This window comes from Viridibacillus sp. d25.2 (assembly GCF_055456015.2).
Genome location: NZ_CM196652.1, coordinates 1,343,629 through 1,361,303 on the forward strand (window position 1 = coordinate 1,343,629; position 17,675 = coordinate 1,361,303).

The window sequence follows — 17,675 nt, forward strand, 5'->3', positions numbered from 1 at the left end:
TTAAATAATGTAAAACTAATTGTAAATGAGATGAAAACTACGTAATATTTTTATTGCACTCTAATTGCCTTTGGATTCCAGACCTATCAATCTGAATCCAATACTCTTAAATTTTTTCATCTTCTATTCTACACACTGCACTTGCCATTTGAATTACTGGGATCCTGATCCCTTATAAATACACGTCAAATTTAATTGTCGTAAAAATAAACGTATGTTCTATTCGTTGCTGAAAAAATCCTTTTCAATATTCAAAGGATCAAAAAATAAAAGATAGCCATTATATACTGTAGATAAGCCAAAGCGCTGTCGATATCTATCTATAGCGCTATATAAGTATTGTGGGGTTATTTCTAGATAAGTGCAAATGTCTTCTTCGGTTCTGTGATCAGCTACATAGCATTCAATTAATTTATCCAAGGAAACTATCTTTTCATAACCCCATCTTCTAGCTGTAAGTTCTAATTTTTGATTGCTGACACTTTCTAAATTCGTAATGTCTCCATAAGTTGTTTCATAATGTCCAATCTCTTCTGCTAAAACACAATGTTTTTCGTAAAGGCTTAGTCGGTTATTTATTATGATTTGTTTATCTATATAGAGTCCGGATAGCCCTGTCGGCATTAACAAGGATTCTTTGAATGTTAAATGTCTATATTGCGACATAAGTGATTCGTATAACATTAATTCACCTCACTATTTACGTTGTGATTTAATAAAATCTATGTAGTTTTTGATAACCTCCATTTCTTCCTCAGTTACATCATCATCTATATGTGCTGCAATGGTCTCTATCGTTTTTTCTTTTAATGATAATTCTTTATGAGTTGCAAATGATGGGTCAATTCTTGACTTTTCTACGTTTAAGGCAGCGGCCATCTTCTCTACATTGCTAATATTAATGAGCGTTTTGCAATTTAAATAATCAGAAAGCGTACTTTTTGAAATACCAGATAGCTCACTAAGCTTGATTTGATTTAAACCGTTCTTTTTAAGGAGATCTTTAATATTTTTGGCAATCTCCTTTTTAAGAGGTAAATCTCTGTCTAACATATTATTTCCTCCAATTACCTAAAATAGTTAAATTAATCATAATCGATTACACTTTTATGTGCAATTAAAATTCCGGGAATAATCGGAAATAATATAGATAATTCGAAAATAATCGTTTTACATTCCGAGAAAAATCGGATAATATACAACTACATAGAAATAGTGAATTGATAGAAGAATACAATCAGTTCCTTACAGGAATAATAGATGTAGCTACTCTATTCGTACTTGGCAAATTATCATACACATTTTTAACAAATTACATTTGGGAGGTAGTAGCATGAAGCAATTTAATCGCTTAGAAAAGATGGATTTTATAGAAAATGATGCGCAAGAAGAGGATGAAGTAATCCATCTTAAAGGTAAACTATTATGCAAAGTATTTCGTAAAGCTAAAGTTGGCGACTACATTCGTTTCCATAACCTACACCGTTCAGATGAGTTTAAAGTAAATACAATAAACGGGAAATTGTATAAAGTGTTCAAGTCAGGTGGGTATGAAGATGGGGGAGTGTATTTTGATGAAGAAGGAATTGAAAGAGATGTCCTTGGTTGGGAGAGAGACCCGATTCCAGATGTATATGAAATATGCGGTGTGTATGAAAAGGCACCTTATATTCCTTCAAAAACTGTTAACAATCAACAAGATACCTTAACTAAAGAAAGGCTGAGTGAAATTGTAAACAGAATACAACAGCTTTATATGTATAAAGAGACCTATCAGCCGCAGGTAATCAATTATTACTTTGGACTTGATAGTGCGAGTATACAGATCACAGAAGATGCTTTTCTTTCAATTTTTTCAGATTATACATTCGAAAATTATGATGATCAGTATATGAAATTAACCGCTCTGATATATGGTGTTGAATTATTTTGTCTGCAAGAAAAATAACTTTAAATAGTCTCTTAGTCGTCAAGTGTAAAGAGTAAAATAAGCTTGTCTTGTTGAAATCGAATTTAATCATGCTAATTAACAAGAAGTGCATTTGAAAAAATTTGTAATGATTTTGATATGATCAAAGGTGCTATTCGTGTCATTTTTGATTAGATTAAGTTTGCATAAAAAGATTCTTCTATAAAAATAAAAAAGAGTAGCAGTGCTCCTCTTTTCAGTATGTCGACAAAAGGCATTCAGAGTGTTCACATCCTGAATGTCTTTTGTTATTTTTATATATTTTAAGTATTGGAGGCCCTCTGTTATAGATAAAATACTCTTTGAGTGTTAACTTGTCCTCTATTTTTGAACTTTGCCAAGTACAATTGCCGAGTTTCTTTAAATTCACAGCCAGTAAGCATCTCTGTAAGGACACTCTTTAGACCTTTTAAAGTTTCCACCGCATCTTCATTTTTCCCAAAAGATGTTCTTGAGAAACTATTGAATCCAAAGCAATCATTTCAATTTGATCTCTGTCAGGATTTTATTATTATTTTCTATCACCTCAAAAGATTTGTATATTACATGTGTAGTTGATTGGAGCGAAGGTGGCGACTCCTGCGGGAAAAGCGAGACAGTCCAAGACCCTGCAGGAGCATAGCGACGAAGCGACTTGGCGTCCGCCCGCGGAAAGCGTCCACCGTAGCGGAAATCAACGGTCTTTTCGATTTTTTAAAAAGAAAAAAGACCGAGATAAACTCGAATTTCTTCGGGTTTATCTATAGTCTGAAAAGAGTAGCAATGCTACTCTTTTTTTCGTATCTTTTAAATATAGGCACTATACAACTATATCGTATTTGGTAGTAAAATGTCAGTTTCATAAAAAATTAAGAATATTATGTAATTATATTCAAAGAGTTATATAATGATAAAGGTAGAGTCATCGATTTTGGATTGTACAAAACCAATAGAAGGATAATTTAGGAGGATGTTTAAATGGCGAAACATAATTATAAATTTGTAAAACCAGCTGCATCATTAATATTAGGAGCAACCGTTTTAATAGGTTCTCTTGCAACGACGGAATCAGCGGATGCTGCCTCTTCAAAATATCAAGTTTCTAATAGTAAATTAGTAGTTAAAAAAACGGGTAAATCTGTAAAAGGTTATAAGCAATATAACAGTAAACTTTACAAAGACGGCAAGCTATATACAGGATTAAAAGGTGGCATTTATTATAAAGGTGGCAAAAAGGGTACTGCTAAATACAAAGGAGTGTATTACTCAAAAGGACGAGCTTATACAGGATTGAAAAACAACACTTACTATAAAGAGGGCAAAGTGGCGACAGGCTGGTATGGTAAAGGCGAAGCTCGCACCTATTATGTGAAGGGCAAACCGCTAACAGGAATAGCTGCCGGTACGGGCCGATATTTTAAAAAAGGTAAATTAAGTACAGGTTGGTATGGTGACGGAGCCAAACGCACTTATTATGTGCAGGGCAAGCCATTAACAGGGGTCTCAGAAAAAACTGGACGTTACTTTGTCAAAGGTAAGTTAAATGTAGGCTTAGCTCTATATAAAGAAAAATTATATAACGGTGACAAGCCGAATACAGGTGTCATTAAATACAAAGACATCTGGTATAAAGATTCTACGATTGCGAACGGCAAAATCAAAACACCTGATGGCAAAGAAATTACAGTAGTTAATGGCGTAGAAAAGAACTACTCATTATCAATCATGCATACAAATGACACGCATGCTCATTTAGACAAAGCGGCAAAAAGAGCAGCTGCAATCAAAAATATTAGAGCCGAAAACCCAAATGCATTACTACTTGATGCAGGTGATGTATTCAGTGGAACGTTGTATTTCAATGAATTTAAAGGACAAGCAGACCTGAAGTTGATGAATTTAATGGGTTATGATGCCATGACTTTTGGTAATCATGAGTTCGATTTAGGTTCAAGTCCAGAAGGGCATCAAGCTTTAGCAGACTTCATTAAAGGAGCAAACTTCCCATTCATTAGCGCAAACGTGAATTTCTCAGCGGATAAGCGTTTTACAGGTCTATTTACAGATTTAATTTCAAGTGAACCTGAAAAAGGAAAGATTTATAATGGTATTGTTAAAGAAATTAATGGAGAAAAAGTAGGGATTTTCGGATTAACAACTGAAGAAACAGCAGATATTGCGAGTCCTGGTAGCATAGTCTTCGAAAATTATATTGCAGAGGCCGAAAAAGCAGTAAAAGCCTTTGAAGGTCAAGGCGTCGATAAAATTATTGCGCTCACACATATTGGTTTTGATGACAATGCGGAAGTAGATAATGATTTAACATTAGCAGCAACGGTAAAAGGCATTGACGTCATCGTTGGTGGACATAGCCATACAAAATTAGCTGAACCTGTTATTGTAGATCAAGATATCAAGAAACAGAAAAAAGATCCAACTGTAATTGTTCAAGCCTACCAATATAGCGATTTTTTAGGCACGTTAGATGTAGAGTTTGATGATAAAGGCACAGTAGTCAAATCAAATGGTAAGCTCATCGATTTAGAACCTGTAGCAGCTGATCCAGAAGCAGCGGCAATATTAAAAACATATTCTGATAAACTCGTTGAAGTAAATAGTAAACCTATTGGCGCAGAAGCAAAAGGAGAACTGACAAATCCGAGAAAAACAAATTCAGAAGCGGGCAGTATTAGTGTACGCAGTAATGAAACAGCACTTGGAAACATTATAACTGACGGTATGCTTAATAAAGCAAAGTCTAAAAATAAAAATGTTATTATGGCGCTTCAAAATGGCGGTGGCATTCGAGCAGGTATTAACGCGGGTGAAATCACTGTAGGCGAAGTGATTACAGTACTACCATTTGGTAATACATTAGCAACAATGACACTAACAGGTGCCGATTTAAAGCTAGGATTCGAAACAAGTTTTAAAGAGTACCCGGCAGAAAGCGGTGGCTTCCTTCACGTATCTGGTGCCAAAGTAGAATTTGACTCAAGCAAACCAGCAGGCCAACGTGTAGTTTCGATTAAATACAAAGATGCAAGTGGCAATTACACTGCGATCCAAGACGCCGAAAACTACACAGTAGCAACTAACGCCTTCACAGCAAAAGGTGGAGACGGCTACGATATCTTTGCCAAAGCATATGCAGAAGGCCGCGTAACAGATCTAGGCCTATCAGATTGGGAAAATCTAGCGGAGCATTTAACATCACTAAAAGAAATTAAACCAACAACAGAAGGTAGAATTGTAGATATTTCGAAGTGATTTAATGCAAAGCAGCCGAGAAACTTACGTTTTTAAATGTTATGTTCTTAAATAATACACACCGGCACTTTTTGTTCAATTTTGAACAGAAAGTACCGGTGTTTTTTTGTATTTCCCTTATTCTTTATTAAACAGTTCTTCATGAGAATATTAGGTATTATTATCTATTTTTACAATAATATGAAATAAGTATTTGATTTAGAACGTTTGTTCGTATATTATTGAGTTGTAAGTACTTACTAATAACAAACGAAGGGGATGTTAGTATGGTAAAAATCTTTATTGATCCAGGACACGGTGGGAGCGATTCGGGGGCTTTAGGAAACGGAATTCAAGAAAAGGACATTACGCTAAAAATTGGGACAAAGATTCGAGATATTCTCACAGCGGAATATAATAATGTAACTATTTTAATGTCTCGAACAAGTGACTCGTTTCCAAGTCTCACGGAACGTACTAATGCAGCAAATGCATGGGGTGCGGATTTCTTCCTCTCAGTCCACATCAATGCTGGTGGGGGAACTGGTTTTGAAAGTTATGTGTATCCAGGGGTTGGGGTACCCTCTACAACATATCAAACCAATATTCACTCGGAAATTATGAAAGTGAATCAGTTAACGGACCGTGGCAAAAAACAATCCGATTTACATGTTTTAAGAGAGTCGAACATGCCTGCACTTTTAACTGAAAACGGCTTTATCGATACTGCAAGCGATGCTACAAAGATGAAGAATGATACGTGGATTACGAGTGTAGCGCGTGGGCATGTAAACGGCTTAGTAAACTGCTTCAATCTTCCAAAAAAAGACTCTGCAACGTATCATACTGTTATTTCAGGTGATACAGTTTATTCACTGAGTGTGCAATATGGCAGCACAGTCGATCAAATCAAATCGTGGAATGGTCTTGATAGCAACTATACAATTTATGTAGGACAAATTTTAAGAGTGAAATAGCAAAAAAATGTCATAAAAAGCACATCCAATTGGATGTGCTTTTTACCTACTCAGGAAAGGTGAGTGGAAAAATTGGAGAAAATTGAAGAGGTTGATCATCTTCTAGATAATCATGAGGGTCGTATAAAACAATTACTTGTATTTATGTATCCAATCCATAACTGAGTGGATGTCTAAATGAAATCGTTGTTATTGGCGGTGGTGTAGGTGAAAAATGAATTATGAACATAATGAAGAATTTTATGATGCTCACTGCAATCGCAGTGAGTATTTTTGTTTTTTAACTTAGAATAATTCCTCAATATAAAATAATTATTGCTTCTCTCAGGCATTGAAATAAATATGGACATTTTTTCTGAAAAAACTTTTGAATAAGCCAAAACCTTAAATGTTGCTCTCCCAAATTGAGTAAGTCACAAAGCCTGGTACGATTCAATAACTCGACATATATTGTATATAAGGTTTAGATGAACCGTAATTAGTTTTTTGAAAAAGGGATTTTAGAGATAAATTGTAGTCTGATTAAAAAAAGGTTGTTTCTAAAATATGCTCTCCCTTTAGCATAATTAGCCTGTGTTTAATTGAAAAAAAGAAGGACTAACCTGTTATGGCGAGTTAATCAAATTAAACATATGTATTTAAGTGTATAAAAAAAGCAGGATTTTAATCATCGACTGATAGACCGGTAGAATTTCTATACTACAATGGATTGTTAAGTACTATTGAAGGAGGATGGTCATTTGATAGCAAGTAAACCTAATATTCTGTTGGGAAGTCCTGTTCGTCAAAGTCCTGAGGTTCTTAAAGAGTTTTTGTCATCGGTATCTAATTTGCCAAAAGATCAATTTAATCTCGATATTTTTTTTCTTGAAAATAATGAAGAATCCCTCTCGACCGACATGCTGCTAGAATTTAAAGAGCAGAATAATAATACACGAATCGAACAAGTGGAAGTATCTGATGTGTATGCTCGTAACGACCATACACATTATTGGAATGAACAGCTTATTTGGAAAGTAGCGGATTACAAAAATCAGATCATTGACATGGCTATTGATGAAAATTATGATTATTTATTTTTAGTTGATTCGGACTTAATCCTTCATCCGGATACAATTGACTGGCTTCTCAAGGCGGATAAGGATATTATTTCGGAGATTTTCTGGACGAAGTGGCAACCAGAGGCACATGCACAGCCACAAGTGTGGGTATCAAATGAGTATACGCAATTTGATCAACAAAGAGGAGAGCATTTGACTGAGCAAGAAAAAGCGGCGCGTTATATGCAATTTCTCTCAAAGTTACGGATACCTGGAGTTTATGAGGTTGGTGGATTAGGGGCTTGTACATTAATCAGTAGGAAAGCCCTTCTAGCAGGTGTGAATTTTAAACAGATTAAAAATCTCTCGTTCTGGGGAGAAGACCGTCACTTCTGTATTAGAGCTGGTGCACTAGGATTATCCATGCATGTAGATACGCATGTCCCCCCATTACATTTGTACCGCGCATCAGATTTGGAACAAGTAGAGGCATATAAAAAAAGTTGGGAAACACCAAATAGCCAAGTACAGGTCATTACTAAGGGAAAGCCAAAACTAACTCTTTCTATGGTAGTGAAAAATGAAAGTGGTCGTTATCTTAAAAAGGCACTCGAAGCGCATCGGAAGTTTATTGATGAAGCAGTTATTATTGACGATGCTAGTACTGATGATAGTGTAGCAGTGTGTTTGGAAGTATTAAAAGATATTCCTATTCGGATGGTACAAAACAAAGAATCTAAATTTGGAAATGAAGTAGAGCTTAGAAAACAGCAGTGGGAAGAGACGATAAGTACGAATCCTGATTGGATTTTAAACTTAGATGCTGATGAAATTTTTGAGGATAAGTTCGCTGATGAAGTGCATAAATTACTGGAGCAGGATGAATTCGATCTTTATAGTTTTCGGTTATATGACTTCTGGAATTTGACCCAATATAGAGAAGATGAATATTGGCAGGCTCATCTATATTATCGACCGTTCTTACTTAGATATCGCAAAGATTTTGACTACACTTGGAAAGATACACTTCAGCACTGTGGTCGTTATCCGCAAAATATATTTAATTTACCAAACAGTATTAGTCAGTTACGTTTAAAACATCTAGGTTGGGCGAACGAGCAAGAGCGTTTGCAAAAATTTGAAAGGTATAAAACTTTAGATCCCGGAGCTAAGTATGGGGATATTAGGCAATATACCTCAATATTAGACGGAAATCCTAATTTGATTGAGTGGCAAGAATACTAAAGACAATTTAATTATTTGTTAGAATTAAAAATTAATTAAACTAATCCTCTAGTCGTAACTTTGATTTGTGTATATACACCTCTTATCTGTTCAATACTTTAACGTAGAGGGAGGTGTTGAGTTGGAAGGGAAATTCTATACGGTAAAACATCGAATTTTAGAGATGAATTATGATGTACCATATGTCTCATCTGGCAAAAGTGTTGATACTTGGATTTGGGATGTTTATATTGTAGATAAAAAAGACAGCATTTTAGTAAGGATGGAATGTACAACTAGTGGGAAAAATGTAGCTATACCATGGTATGAGGTAAGGAATATCAAATTAGAAGACGCAATTATTGACGCTTGTCGTTTTGAAATGCAAAAAGTAATTAAGTTGAAGCACACCTAAAATGAATTGCCCCGTAAAAGTAGATACCAATCTATCTTTTGAGGGCACTGAAAAACTTATGTTTTTAAAATGTAATGTTCTCCAATAGTAACAGCGGCACTTTTTGTTCGATTTTGAACAGAAAGTGCCGCTGTTTTTTTGTATTTCCCTTATTCTTCATTTAATAGCTTCAAGATACTTTTCAAATTCACCGCAAATATTGTTGTAGCTCCTTGGACTCCCAAGCCAAATAAACCCGCCGATTTTGCAGTATTGTAGCCATGCGAATTTTTCAACTCACTATTCTTCGCTTCAATTTTATAGCGCTTTTTCGCCAGTCTTTGAATCTTTCCGTTTCTTGAAAAGCTGCTTGCTCTTCATGTTCGGTTGATTTTATGGAAACTGAATACGTTTTGCTTTTGGCACGGTCTTGAATTAGTCCTTTCATTATAAATGGTTAGGTGTGAATCGTAGAGAATGAAAAACTCAAAAAAAGATAAACTAGTTGATTGGAGTGCAGGCGGCGACTCCTTGGGGAACTAGCGAACATCTTGAGACTCCGCAGGAGCGTTAGCGACGAGGAGGCTCAAGGTTCGTCCCCAGGAAAGCGTCCGCCGGAACGGAAATTAACGGCATCGAAGAAAAAGCCATGGCAGAAACGAATTAATCGTTTCCACCATGGCTAAAATTCATTTTATGGACTTTTTCAGTGATCTCAACTATTACAGTGTTTTTTTATGGCAAAAGTAAGTGTTGAACAACGTATTCAAGCGGTTCAATGAGACGTAATACCAATCACACTATTTATCACTTCTGAAAAGGGCATGTATCAATAATAGTAAATGGGAATTGAGAGGGAAAACATAGCATATACTACTGGACCAAAGTTTAATTTACATAACTTTAACAAATTAGAAAAGGGGGATAAGTATGCGGTGCAGGTTTTCCTTATTATTGAAAGTATTCATGCTCATGGTCAGTTTTTTGTTGTTTGGCCAAACAATTGATGCTGGTACCCAAGATCTAAATCATTTAAGAGACGATATCGAAACGGTTGTAAAAGAGCAGCTTGACGGAGCAGCAGTGAGTATTTCCATTCGGCAAAAAAATTCTGGGCGTTTGATCTATTCATACCAAGGCGGTCAAGAAATCAAACCAGCATCTAATATGAAATTGCTAACCTCAGCAGCCGCTTTAGATGTATTAGGCAATAATTATCGATTTAAAACACAATTGTTTACTGACGGTAAGATTATTGATGGTCTTTTAAAAGGAAATTTGTACATAAGGGGAGAAGGGGACCCTACATTAATGAAAGAAGATTTGGAACAGTTTGCAGAGAAGTTGAAGTCAAAAGGTGTGCATTCAGTGGAAGGGGATCTTATCGGTGATGACACTTGGTTTGATAGTGAATTACTTACGCCAGGCATTGTATGGGATGATGAACCGTACTATTATGCTGCGCCGATTACAGCATTAACAACTTCACCTAATACTGACTATGATACAGGAACTGTTATTGTAGATGTATCGGCAGAGTCAATTGATACAGCACCTACGATCAAAGTCACACCATATATTGGGGAAATGGAAGTCATTAATAATGCAAAAACAGTAAAAGAAAATGAAAAGAATACATTAGATATTACGAGATTATATAATTCCAATCAGATTGCAATTAGCGGAAACCTACCAATAGGTAAAACTGGTCGAGAGTGGATTACGGTGAAACACCCGACTATACACACACTATCATTGTTCCAATTGGTTTTAGAAGAAGCTGGAATCCAGTTAAAAAGCAGTCATACACTAAAAGTAATGAAGACGCCTAAAAAGACTACTTTATTGGTTGAAAAAAGATCAATGCCGTTAAAAGAAATTATGATTCCATATATGAAACTCAGTAATAATGGAATTGCTGATATTTTAGTGAAAACAATGGGGAGAGTTAAAAAGCATAATGGCAGCACAAAAGCTGGTTTAAAAGTTGTAAAATCATACGGTAAATCATTAAAGCTTGATATGCGCTCATGGAATTTTGAAGATGGTTCAGGTATGTCTCATAAGAATAGTGTCTCAAGTAAGGCATTAACGGATCTGCTTTACAAAGTTCAAAATGAAAAAAATTGGTACAAAACATTTTATAATAGTCTTCCCGTAGCAGCAAATGCTGAACGCATGGTCGGGGGTTCGTTACGTAATCGTTTTAAAGAGCCTTTAACAGCAGGTAAGGTTATTGCGAAAACAGGATCACTAAATGGCGTTAATACATTAAGCGGATATGTGCAAGCTGATAGTGGGGAGTGGTACATTTTTAGTGTACTTGTGCAGAATAAAGAAGACACCATTCCAACTATCGACAAAATAGTATCCACTATGGCAAAAGAATTATAACTGGACTTAGCACCTTCTATTCCTCATTAAAAGGTGCTTTTGTGTGTATTTATATTTTATCCAGTTTTTACTACTAATGAAATCAACACGTGCATAGAGTATGAATGAGGTGGTATTTTGAAAAATAATAACGATAAGATGGATAAAAAGGAACAGCAACTACAGCAATTTGTACGCCAAAATGAAGGGAAAATCATGACGTCGAATGAAGGAGCTAAAATCTCCAACGATGAAGATTCTTTAAAGGCAGGGGACCGAGGTCCGACCCTATTTGAAGATTTTCTTTTCCGTGAAAAGATGGCACATTTTGATCGAGAAAGAATTCCTGAAAGAGTTGTGCATGCCCGTGGATACGGAGCGTATGGTGAATTTGAATTGTATGAGTCACTAGAAGAGTTGACGATGGCTAAATTCCTTAATGATACTGCTGTTAAAACACCATTATTTATTCGCTTTTCGCAAGTAGCAGGTTCTAAAGGGGTAAATGAAACGAACCGAGATGTTCGCGGCTTTGCAACAAAATTTTATACAGAAGAAGGTAATTTTGATTTAGTAGGAAACAACATTCCCGTATTTTTTATACAAGATAGTATTAAGTTCCCGGATCTAATCCACGCAGTTAAGCCTGAGCCGAATAATGAAATGCCTCAAGGGCAAACTGCGCATGATACATTCTGGGATTTCATAGCAAATAATCAGGAATCTGCCCATATGGCAATGTGGATCATGTCAGATAGAACTATTCCAAGAAGTTTCCGCATGATGCAAGGCTTTGGTGTTCATGCATTCCGTTTCGTTAATAAGCATGGTAAATCTCGCTTTGTGAAATTTCATATAAAGCCAGTACTTGGCTTACGGTCACTCATTTGGGATGAGGCCCAAAAGTTAGGTGGGGCTGATGCAGATTACCATAGAAGAGATCTATGGGAAAATATAGAACATGGTAATTATGCAGAGTATGAACTAGGTATTCAAGTGTTGGAAGAAGCAGATGAATTTAAGTTTGACTTTGATATATTGGACTCCACTAAATTATGGCCAGAAGAAGATATACCAGTTAGAATGATTGGGAAAATTACTTTGAATCGAAATGTAGATAATGTATTTGCTGAGACGGAACAGGTGGCATTGCATCCTGGAAATATTGTGCGTGGTATTGATTTTACAGATGATCCATTACTACAAGGTCGATTATTTTCTTATTCTGATACACAGTTTTATCGTGTAGGAACGAATCATCAAGAGTTACCGATTAATCGTCCTATCTGTCCTTTCCATAATAACCAGCGAGATGGTGCTTCACGCTATATTATCGATAAAGATCGAATAGCTTACCATAAAAACTCATTAGCGGATAATACACCATACACAGTACCTGGAGCAAAAGGAGGATTTGTCACTTATCCTTCTTTGGTAAATGGAAAAAAAGTCAGAGAAACAGCGGAAAGTTTTGAAGATCACTTCTCGCAAGCACGTTTGTTTTGGAATAGTATGACTCCAGTGGAAAAAGACCATATTATGCAAGCATTTAGCTTTGAGTTAGGTAAAGTACAAAGTGTCTCTGTAAGGCAACAAGTTGTAAATATGCTAGGGCATATTAGTACAGAATTAGCTACTGTTGTAGCTAATTCATTAGGATTAGAGGTTCCAAAAGTGCAAGAATCACAGGTGAAAAAGTCGTCACCAGCCTTAAGTCTTTTTAATACTAAACTTTCTCCAAAAACTCTAAAAGTGGGTGTTATTTTAGAGAGTGGATTTAATGGTAGGGAAACAAATTATTTATTGGAGCAGTGGAAAAAAGTTGGACTCCAACCTGTCATTGTTCACGAGGAATTAGGTGTAGTGAAAGGTAGTGATGGAAGTGAATTGAAAGTAAATCAAAGTTTTTTAACGGGTTCGCCTTTACTTTATGATGGATTGTATGTAGGAGTGAGTCCAAATGCAAATGAAAACTTCCTGTGGAAAACTAAGTCATTTTTAATAGATACGTATAATCATTTTAAACCAATTGGTGCTTCAAAAGCGGCTGAACCAATTTTAGAGTCGCTAGGAATTTTAGGGAAGCCAGGTGTATTAGTAGATGAAAATTCGCAAACATTCGCAAAGGAATTTATAGAAGCGATGACGATTCAACGTTTCTGGCAACGTGTATGAAATTAATAGTGTAAGAATCCAGGGAATCCTTAAATTAAAGGGTTTCCTTTTTTCGTATAGGCATTTGTCACGCATTGTTGCCATTCGCATAAAATACGATGAAACGAATTATTTAAGGAAAAGAGGTTTTTGCTTAATGTCTATTTCTTACATGGATTTTACACAGCCAAATGTAGAATTCTTTTTTGATCTTAATAAAAACAGATTATTTACACGTAACAATGAAAATTTTATTAATAGTTTAGGGAGAAATAATTTAAACACGCTTGGTGACGTGTCGCTCTTTGATATATTTTTAAGCAAAGATCGTATAATAGAACCGCATTACCACCAAAATGCTGCGGAGCTAGTAAATTGTATTTCAGGATCAGCTGTCGTTTCTTTGATTAATCCATTTACTAATAAAGTGTCACATATACCTATAACTCCTGGTCAAGTTGCGAATGTTCCACAGGGTTGGTGGCATTGGGAAATAGCTACTAAAGAGAATACACATTTACTGGCGATATTTGATGCCCCTTATCCAGAATCTATATTAGGGTCAGATCTCCTAACAAAAACACCAACTGAAGTGCTGGCGTATGCTTATTGTTTAGATCCCAATCAATTGAAAAAAACACTTGCACCATTAAATAACGAATCAATTCTTATTGGACCAACGGACAATTGTGTAAAACAACCTAGAAATACGAACATAGAACAACCAAGTACCCCAATTATAAATTATCATCCATATTATAATGCGGTACAGAATCCTTATTATTACGGGGGAGGACATTGATCATCCTTTGCATGTTGCTCATGTATAAGATCAAGAATTCTTTCGTAAATACAATAAATAAAGGACGATATCGAAAAAAAGTGAAATTAACAAGGGCGAAAAATGGGGTGCCTAGATGTCTTTTTTAGAATAGTTATCTTTTGATAATTCCAACAGCAACAAGAGCAGTTTTGGGGCATAACAAGATAGCTATAGGATTCGGTAGGAAAAGACAAAAGGACCGTCACCCAAGTGGATAACGGTCCAGTTTTTATTTGAATAGATTAATGGTCGTGATAATGATTGGAATTGCAAAGACATCAATTAAGAATGCGCCAACAATCGGTACAATTAAAAATGCTTTGCGAGATGGACCAAAACGGTTTACAACGGCAGACATATTGGCCATTGCATTTGGTGTCGCACCTAGTCCATGTCCGGCAAATCCTGCAACCATAACAGCGGCGTCGTAGTTTTTTCCAAGTATACGGAATAATACAAAGATACTAAATACAACGATAAATAATACTTGAACAAATACAATAACAAATAATGGTAATGCTAAATCTGCAATTTCCCAAAGTTTAATACTCATTAATGCCATTGAAAGGAAGATGCCTAATGTCACATCACCAATTAAGTTTACACTCTTCATATGAACAGAATGTGGTTTGATTTTGTCCAACACATTTCGTACAATGACAGCAGTGAACATAGCTCCAACATACCCAGGAAGAACAAATCCTGTAGCTTCAGAGAATAGTGTACCTAAATATGTACCAACAGCCATACAGAATGTAATGATAAACACTTGGAATAAGAAAGACTCAGAGGTAATCGGATAGTCATCATCCTCATGGCTTGCAATTTCCTCTTCTTCTGCAGGTTTTAAGTCATGTTTAGTAATTAAATATTTTACAATCGGACCACCGATAAGGCCACCTGCTACAAGACCACATGTTGCAGCTGCAGCGCCAATAGTCATAGCTGAGGAGATCCCTAGATCCTCTAATGTTTGTCCAAATGCGGCGGCAGAACCATGCCCGCCTTCCATTGATACAGCGCCTGCCATCATTCCTATTAAAGGGTCGATGCCAAATAATGATGCGAGTGAGACACCAATTACATTTTGCATAAGCGCTAAAAAGCCACAAGCTAGCCAATAAATGATTAAAATTTTCCCACCAAGCTTTACTAATCTAAAGCTTGCACCTAAGCCAACTGTCGTAAAAAAAGTAATCATAAATAAACTTTGTAAAGAAGTATCTAATGAAATTTCTAAAGTACCTGTTGCTTGTAATGTAGTTGTAAGTGCTGCGAATATTAAGCCTCCAACAACTGGTGCAGGTATACAAAAACGCTGTAATATACCTATTTTTTTTATGAAGAAACTACCTAGCGTTAATAGCGCAACCGCTAGAAAGACGGTTGTAATTTGATTAATTTCTAACATCTACCATACCCCTTTTTAAATGAAACTATCGCTTCGTTGACGAAATAAGCACCTAATTTAGTAGTTCTTCCCCCTTCGTCTAGCGATGGATTTACTTCGCAAATATCAAATGATAGTGTTTTTTCATGACCTGTAACAAATTGAATAATAGAACGCACAATTTGGGGAGATAAACCAAATGGAGAAGGTGCACTAACACCAGGAGCAAATGCAGCGTTTAATACATCGGTACATAGTGTCAGCAACACTGCGTCATGATTATCGATAAATTCTTGTATCTCGTTATTATAAAATTGAGATGTATCAGTAATTAGCTCATCTTCATAGATGTAGTGAACACCAAGTTCATCAGCTTTTTCGAATAATTCCATTGTATTGCCATACCGTTGAATACCAAGTACAAAATAGCTAGCATTCGTATCTTGTTCTAAAATTTGTCGGAACATCGTGCCAGAAGACGGTTCAACTTCATATGATCGTAAATCGAAATGCGCATCTATATTGATAATGCCAAGTTTTTTATTTGCTCCAATTGCTTCTCTAATGCCTAAGTAATGACCGTATAGAGTTTCATGACCTCCTCCGAGTACGATACACTTAGACTTAGACTTCACAATGTTTGTAACAGCATTACCTAACTCTATTTGAGCTTCTTCAAGATTTGTCGCTTTACAAGCTATATTGCCAGCATCCTGTAACCGATGTTCAGTTGATAGTACCCAAGGCAAACTTGATAATGAGGATCTTATAGCATTAGGAGCAGCAGCTGCGCCAAGACGCCCTTGATTTCTTCTAACGCCTTCTTCGCATTCAAAGCCAATAATAGTTGAAGTGGGCGTTGTACTTACCTCAATCTCTTGAATATTAATTGGTTCGACCACTTGGTGATATCTAAAACTCACTCTGTTAGTCGGATGGTCTGTACGTCCTTGCCATTGTTCTTTTGTAATCGTTGTATACATATATTTCACCTCAACGTTTAGAATAATGAAACTTGATTGTAAATTCATTATATATTTCAAAAATTATAATTTCTAATATATAATTATTATAAAATAATAGTTAAAAACTATAAGTGGAGAGAGATAATTAGAATGGATTTAAAACGATTAAATTATTTCATCACAATTGTGAATAACAAAAGCTATTCAAAAGCAGCTGAAAAATTACATATTTCGCAACCTTCCTTAAGCAATGCGGTGAAGAAGCTTGAATATGAAGTTGGAGCACCTTTGCTTGAAAGAAGTACTCGGAAATTTGCATTAACGGATGCCGGTGAACTGCTCTATACGAGAGCAACAATCATGCTATCTCAAATGGATATTATGAATAAAGAAATGAAAGAAGTAATTGTTGGAGGAAAAGGTGAAATTGTATTAGGTATTATTGAATCACTTAAGACTTGGCTACCTAAGTTGATTTATAACTATAAACAAAGCTACCCTGCGATGGTATTTAAGCTTTTTGATGTATTAAGTGTAGAGCATGTTAAACAAACTCTTCAAACATATAAATCACATGCAATCATTACGAATCAATTGATTTATGAGGAGGATATAGAATCGATTCCACTCTATAAAGAACGATTAGTAGCCGTATTGCCGCAAGAGCATCCACTGTCAAAAAAAACGACTATAAGCTTAGTTGATTTAGAGCAGGAGTCCTTCATTATTAGCACGGAAGGTTTTCAAACACGAATAGATATTATTAACGCTTTTAAAGAAGAGCAATTAAAGTTGAATATTCTATTTGAGATAGAACGTTTTGAAACAGCAGTTTCCTTAGTGAGAAATCACTTAGGAGTTACAATTGTCCCTGAAAATTATGTTATGGAGCCAATTGACAAGACGGTTATTCGAAGACCGATCGATCACCCCTTCCTTGAAAGAACTGTCTATCTAGCATATATGAAAAATCGCCATCTACCAGTAGCAATACAACAATTCTTGCAATCAGTTGAGGAACATTTTTCAACAAATAAACCCTTGTAGTATATTTAACAAGGAGTCATCGATTATATAGCAAAGAAGACGGTTATAATGGGTGGAAGACGCCTATTTTAGAAAGAGATAGGCAGAGTTT

The 17,675-nt window shown here is 35.7% G+C and carries 13 protein-coding genes and 2 pseudogenes; 9 read left to right on the forward strand and 6 right to left on the reverse strand.

The features are described from left to right. Positions 1-37: 37 nt before the first annotated feature. The 3 genes and pseudogenes from ACZLO7_RS06610 to ACZLO7_RS06620 all read right to left on the reverse strand — a co-directional run. Positions 38-163: pseudogene (locus tag ACZLO7_RS06610) on the reverse strand (ester cyclase); the annotation flags it as partial. A gap of 56 nt (positions 164-219) precedes the next feature. Beyond that, positions 220-684, reverse strand: a complete 465-nt coding sequence (locus ACZLO7_RS06615) for an ImmA/IrrE family metallo-endopeptidase (protein WP_464940611.1) — start codon at positions 682-684, stop codon at positions 220-222. 12 nt (positions 685-696) lie between these two features. Beyond that, positions 697-1,053 carry a helix-turn-helix domain-containing protein gene (locus tag ACZLO7_RS06620; protein ID WP_464940612.1) on the reverse strand — a complete coding sequence of 119 codons (357 nt, stop codon included), beginning with the start codon at positions 1,051-1,053 and terminating at the stop codon, positions 697-699. A 280-nt stretch (positions 1,054-1,333) separates the two neighbouring features. Here ACZLO7_RS06620 and ACZLO7_RS06625 point away from each other — a divergent pair, with 280 nt between their 5' ends. The 5 genes from ACZLO7_RS06625 to ACZLO7_RS06645 all read left to right on the forward strand — a co-directional run bounded on the left by ACZLO7_RS06625 (position 1,334) and on the right by ACZLO7_RS06645 (position 8,853). Then, on the forward strand, positions 1,334-1,948 hold the full coding sequence (locus ACZLO7_RS06625) for a hypothetical protein (protein WP_464940613.1): 615 nt from the start codon (positions 1,334-1,336) through the stop codon (positions 1,946-1,948). 978 nt (positions 1,949-2,926) lie between these two features. Then, complete coding sequence (locus ACZLO7_RS06630) at positions 2,927-5,218, forward strand: bifunctional metallophosphatase/5'-nucleotidase (RefSeq protein ID WP_464940614.1); 2,292 nt, start codon at positions 2,927-2,929, stop codon at positions 5,216-5,218. Positions 5,219-5,484: 266 nt separating this feature from the next. Further along, a complete protein-coding gene (locus tag ACZLO7_RS06635; protein ID WP_464940615.1) occupies positions 5,485-6,174 on the forward strand; it encodes an N-acetylmuramoyl-L-alanine amidase in 690 nt (229 codons plus the stop codon). Positions 6,175-6,914: 740 nt separating this feature from the next. Then, positions 6,915-8,459 (forward strand): glycosyltransferase, encoded by a 1,545-nt coding sequence (locus ACZLO7_RS06640; protein ID WP_464940616.1) that lies wholly within the window; start codon positions 6,915-6,917, stop codon positions 8,457-8,459. Between the two features lie 121 nt (positions 8,460-8,580). Then, positions 8,581-8,853 (forward strand): hypothetical protein, encoded by a 273-nt coding sequence (locus ACZLO7_RS06645; protein WP_464940617.1) that lies wholly within the window; start codon positions 8,581-8,583, stop codon positions 8,851-8,853. Between the two features lie 149 nt (positions 8,854-9,002). Here the strand turns inward: ACZLO7_RS06645 and ACZLO7_RS06650 are convergent. Beyond that, positions 9,003-9,259: pseudogene (locus ACZLO7_RS06650) on the reverse strand (transposase); the annotation flags it as partial. Positions 9,260-9,762: 503 nt separating this feature from the next. On the opposite strand from ACZLO7_RS06650, the gene dacB reads away from it, so the two are divergent. The 3 genes from dacB to ACZLO7_RS06665 all read left to right on the forward strand — a co-directional run bounded on the left by dacB (position 9,763) and on the right by ACZLO7_RS06665 (position 14,161). Continuing rightward, a complete protein-coding gene (gene dacB, locus ACZLO7_RS06655; protein WP_464940618.1) occupies positions 9,763-11,226 on the forward strand; it encodes a D-alanyl-D-alanine carboxypeptidase/D-alanyl-D-alanine endopeptidase in 1,464 nt (487 codons plus the stop codon). Between the two features lie 138 nt (positions 11,227-11,364). Beyond that, positions 11,365-13,380, forward strand: coding sequence for a catalase (locus ACZLO7_RS06660; protein WP_464940632.1), 2,016 nt, complete (start codon positions 11,365-11,367; stop codon positions 13,378-13,380). Between the two features lie 136 nt (positions 13,381-13,516). Next, the gene (locus ACZLO7_RS06665; RefSeq protein WP_464940619.1) at positions 13,517-14,161 is read left to right on the forward strand and encodes a cupin domain-containing protein; all 645 of its coding nucleotides are present in this window, start codon (positions 13,517-13,519) and stop codon (positions 14,159-14,161) included. Between the two features lie 250 nt (positions 14,162-14,411). Here ACZLO7_RS06665 and gltS read toward each other — a convergent pair whose 3' ends face one another. Next, positions 14,412-15,593 (reverse strand): sodium/glutamate symporter, encoded by a 1,182-nt coding sequence (gltS, locus tag ACZLO7_RS06670; RefSeq protein WP_464940620.1) that lies wholly within the window; start codon positions 15,591-15,593, stop codon positions 14,412-14,414. Then, positions 15,587-16,555: a formimidoylglutamase gene (hutG, locus tag ACZLO7_RS06675; RefSeq protein ID WP_464940621.1), complete on the reverse strand. Its 969-nt coding sequence runs from the start codon at positions 16,553-16,555 to the stop codon at positions 15,587-15,589. Before hutG ends, gltS begins: the two co-directional genes overlap by 7 nt. A 132-nt stretch (positions 16,556-16,687) precedes the next feature. Between hutG and ACZLO7_RS06680 the strand changes: the two genes are divergently transcribed. Further along, complete coding sequence (locus ACZLO7_RS06680) at positions 16,688-17,584, forward strand: LysR family transcriptional regulator (RefSeq protein ID WP_464940622.1); 897 nt, start codon at positions 16,688-16,690, stop codon at positions 17,582-17,584. The last annotated feature ends 91 nt before the right edge of the window (positions 17,585-17,675 follow it).

Bases quoted from the DNA above. Each gene is read 5' to 3' on its own strand.
- gltS (WP_464940620.1), bottom strand. From the start codon at position 15,593: ATGTTAGAAATTAATCAAATTACAACCGTCTTTCTAGCGGTTGCGCTA.
- hutG (WP_464940621.1), bottom strand. From the start codon at position 16,555: ATGTATACAACGATTACAAAAGAACAATGGCAAGGACGTACAGACCAT.
- ACZLO7_RS06625 (WP_464940613.1), top strand. From the start codon at position 1,334: ATGAAGCAATTTAATCGCTTAGAAAAGATGGATTTTATAGAAAATGAT.
- ACZLO7_RS06620 (WP_464940612.1), bottom strand. From the start codon at position 1,053: ATGTTAGACAGAGATTTACCTCTTAAAAAGGAGATTGCCAAAAATATT.
- ACZLO7_RS06635 (WP_464940615.1), top strand. From the start codon at position 5,485: ATGGTAAAAATCTTTATTGATCCAGGACACGGTGGGAGCGATTCGGGG.
- ACZLO7_RS06630 (WP_464940614.1), top strand. From the start codon at position 2,927: ATGGCGAAACATAATTATAAATTTGTAAAACCAGCTGCATCATTAATA.
- ACZLO7_RS06660 (WP_464940632.1), top strand. From the start codon at position 11,365: ATGGATAAAAAGGAACAGCAACTACAGCAATTTGTACGCCAAAATGAA.
- ACZLO7_RS06665 (WP_464940619.1), top strand. From the start codon at position 13,517: ATGTCTATTTCTTACATGGATTTTACACAGCCAAATGTAGAATTCTTT.
- dacB (WP_464940618.1), top strand. From the start codon at position 9,763: ATGCGGTGCAGGTTTTCCTTATTATTGAAAGTATTCATGCTCATGGTC.
- ACZLO7_RS06615 (WP_464940611.1), bottom strand. From the start codon at position 684: ATGTTATACGAATCACTTATGTCGCAATATAGACATTTAACATTCAAA.
- ACZLO7_RS06680 (WP_464940622.1), top strand. From the start codon at position 16,688: ATGGATTTAAAACGATTAAATTATTTCATCACAATTGTGAATAACAAA.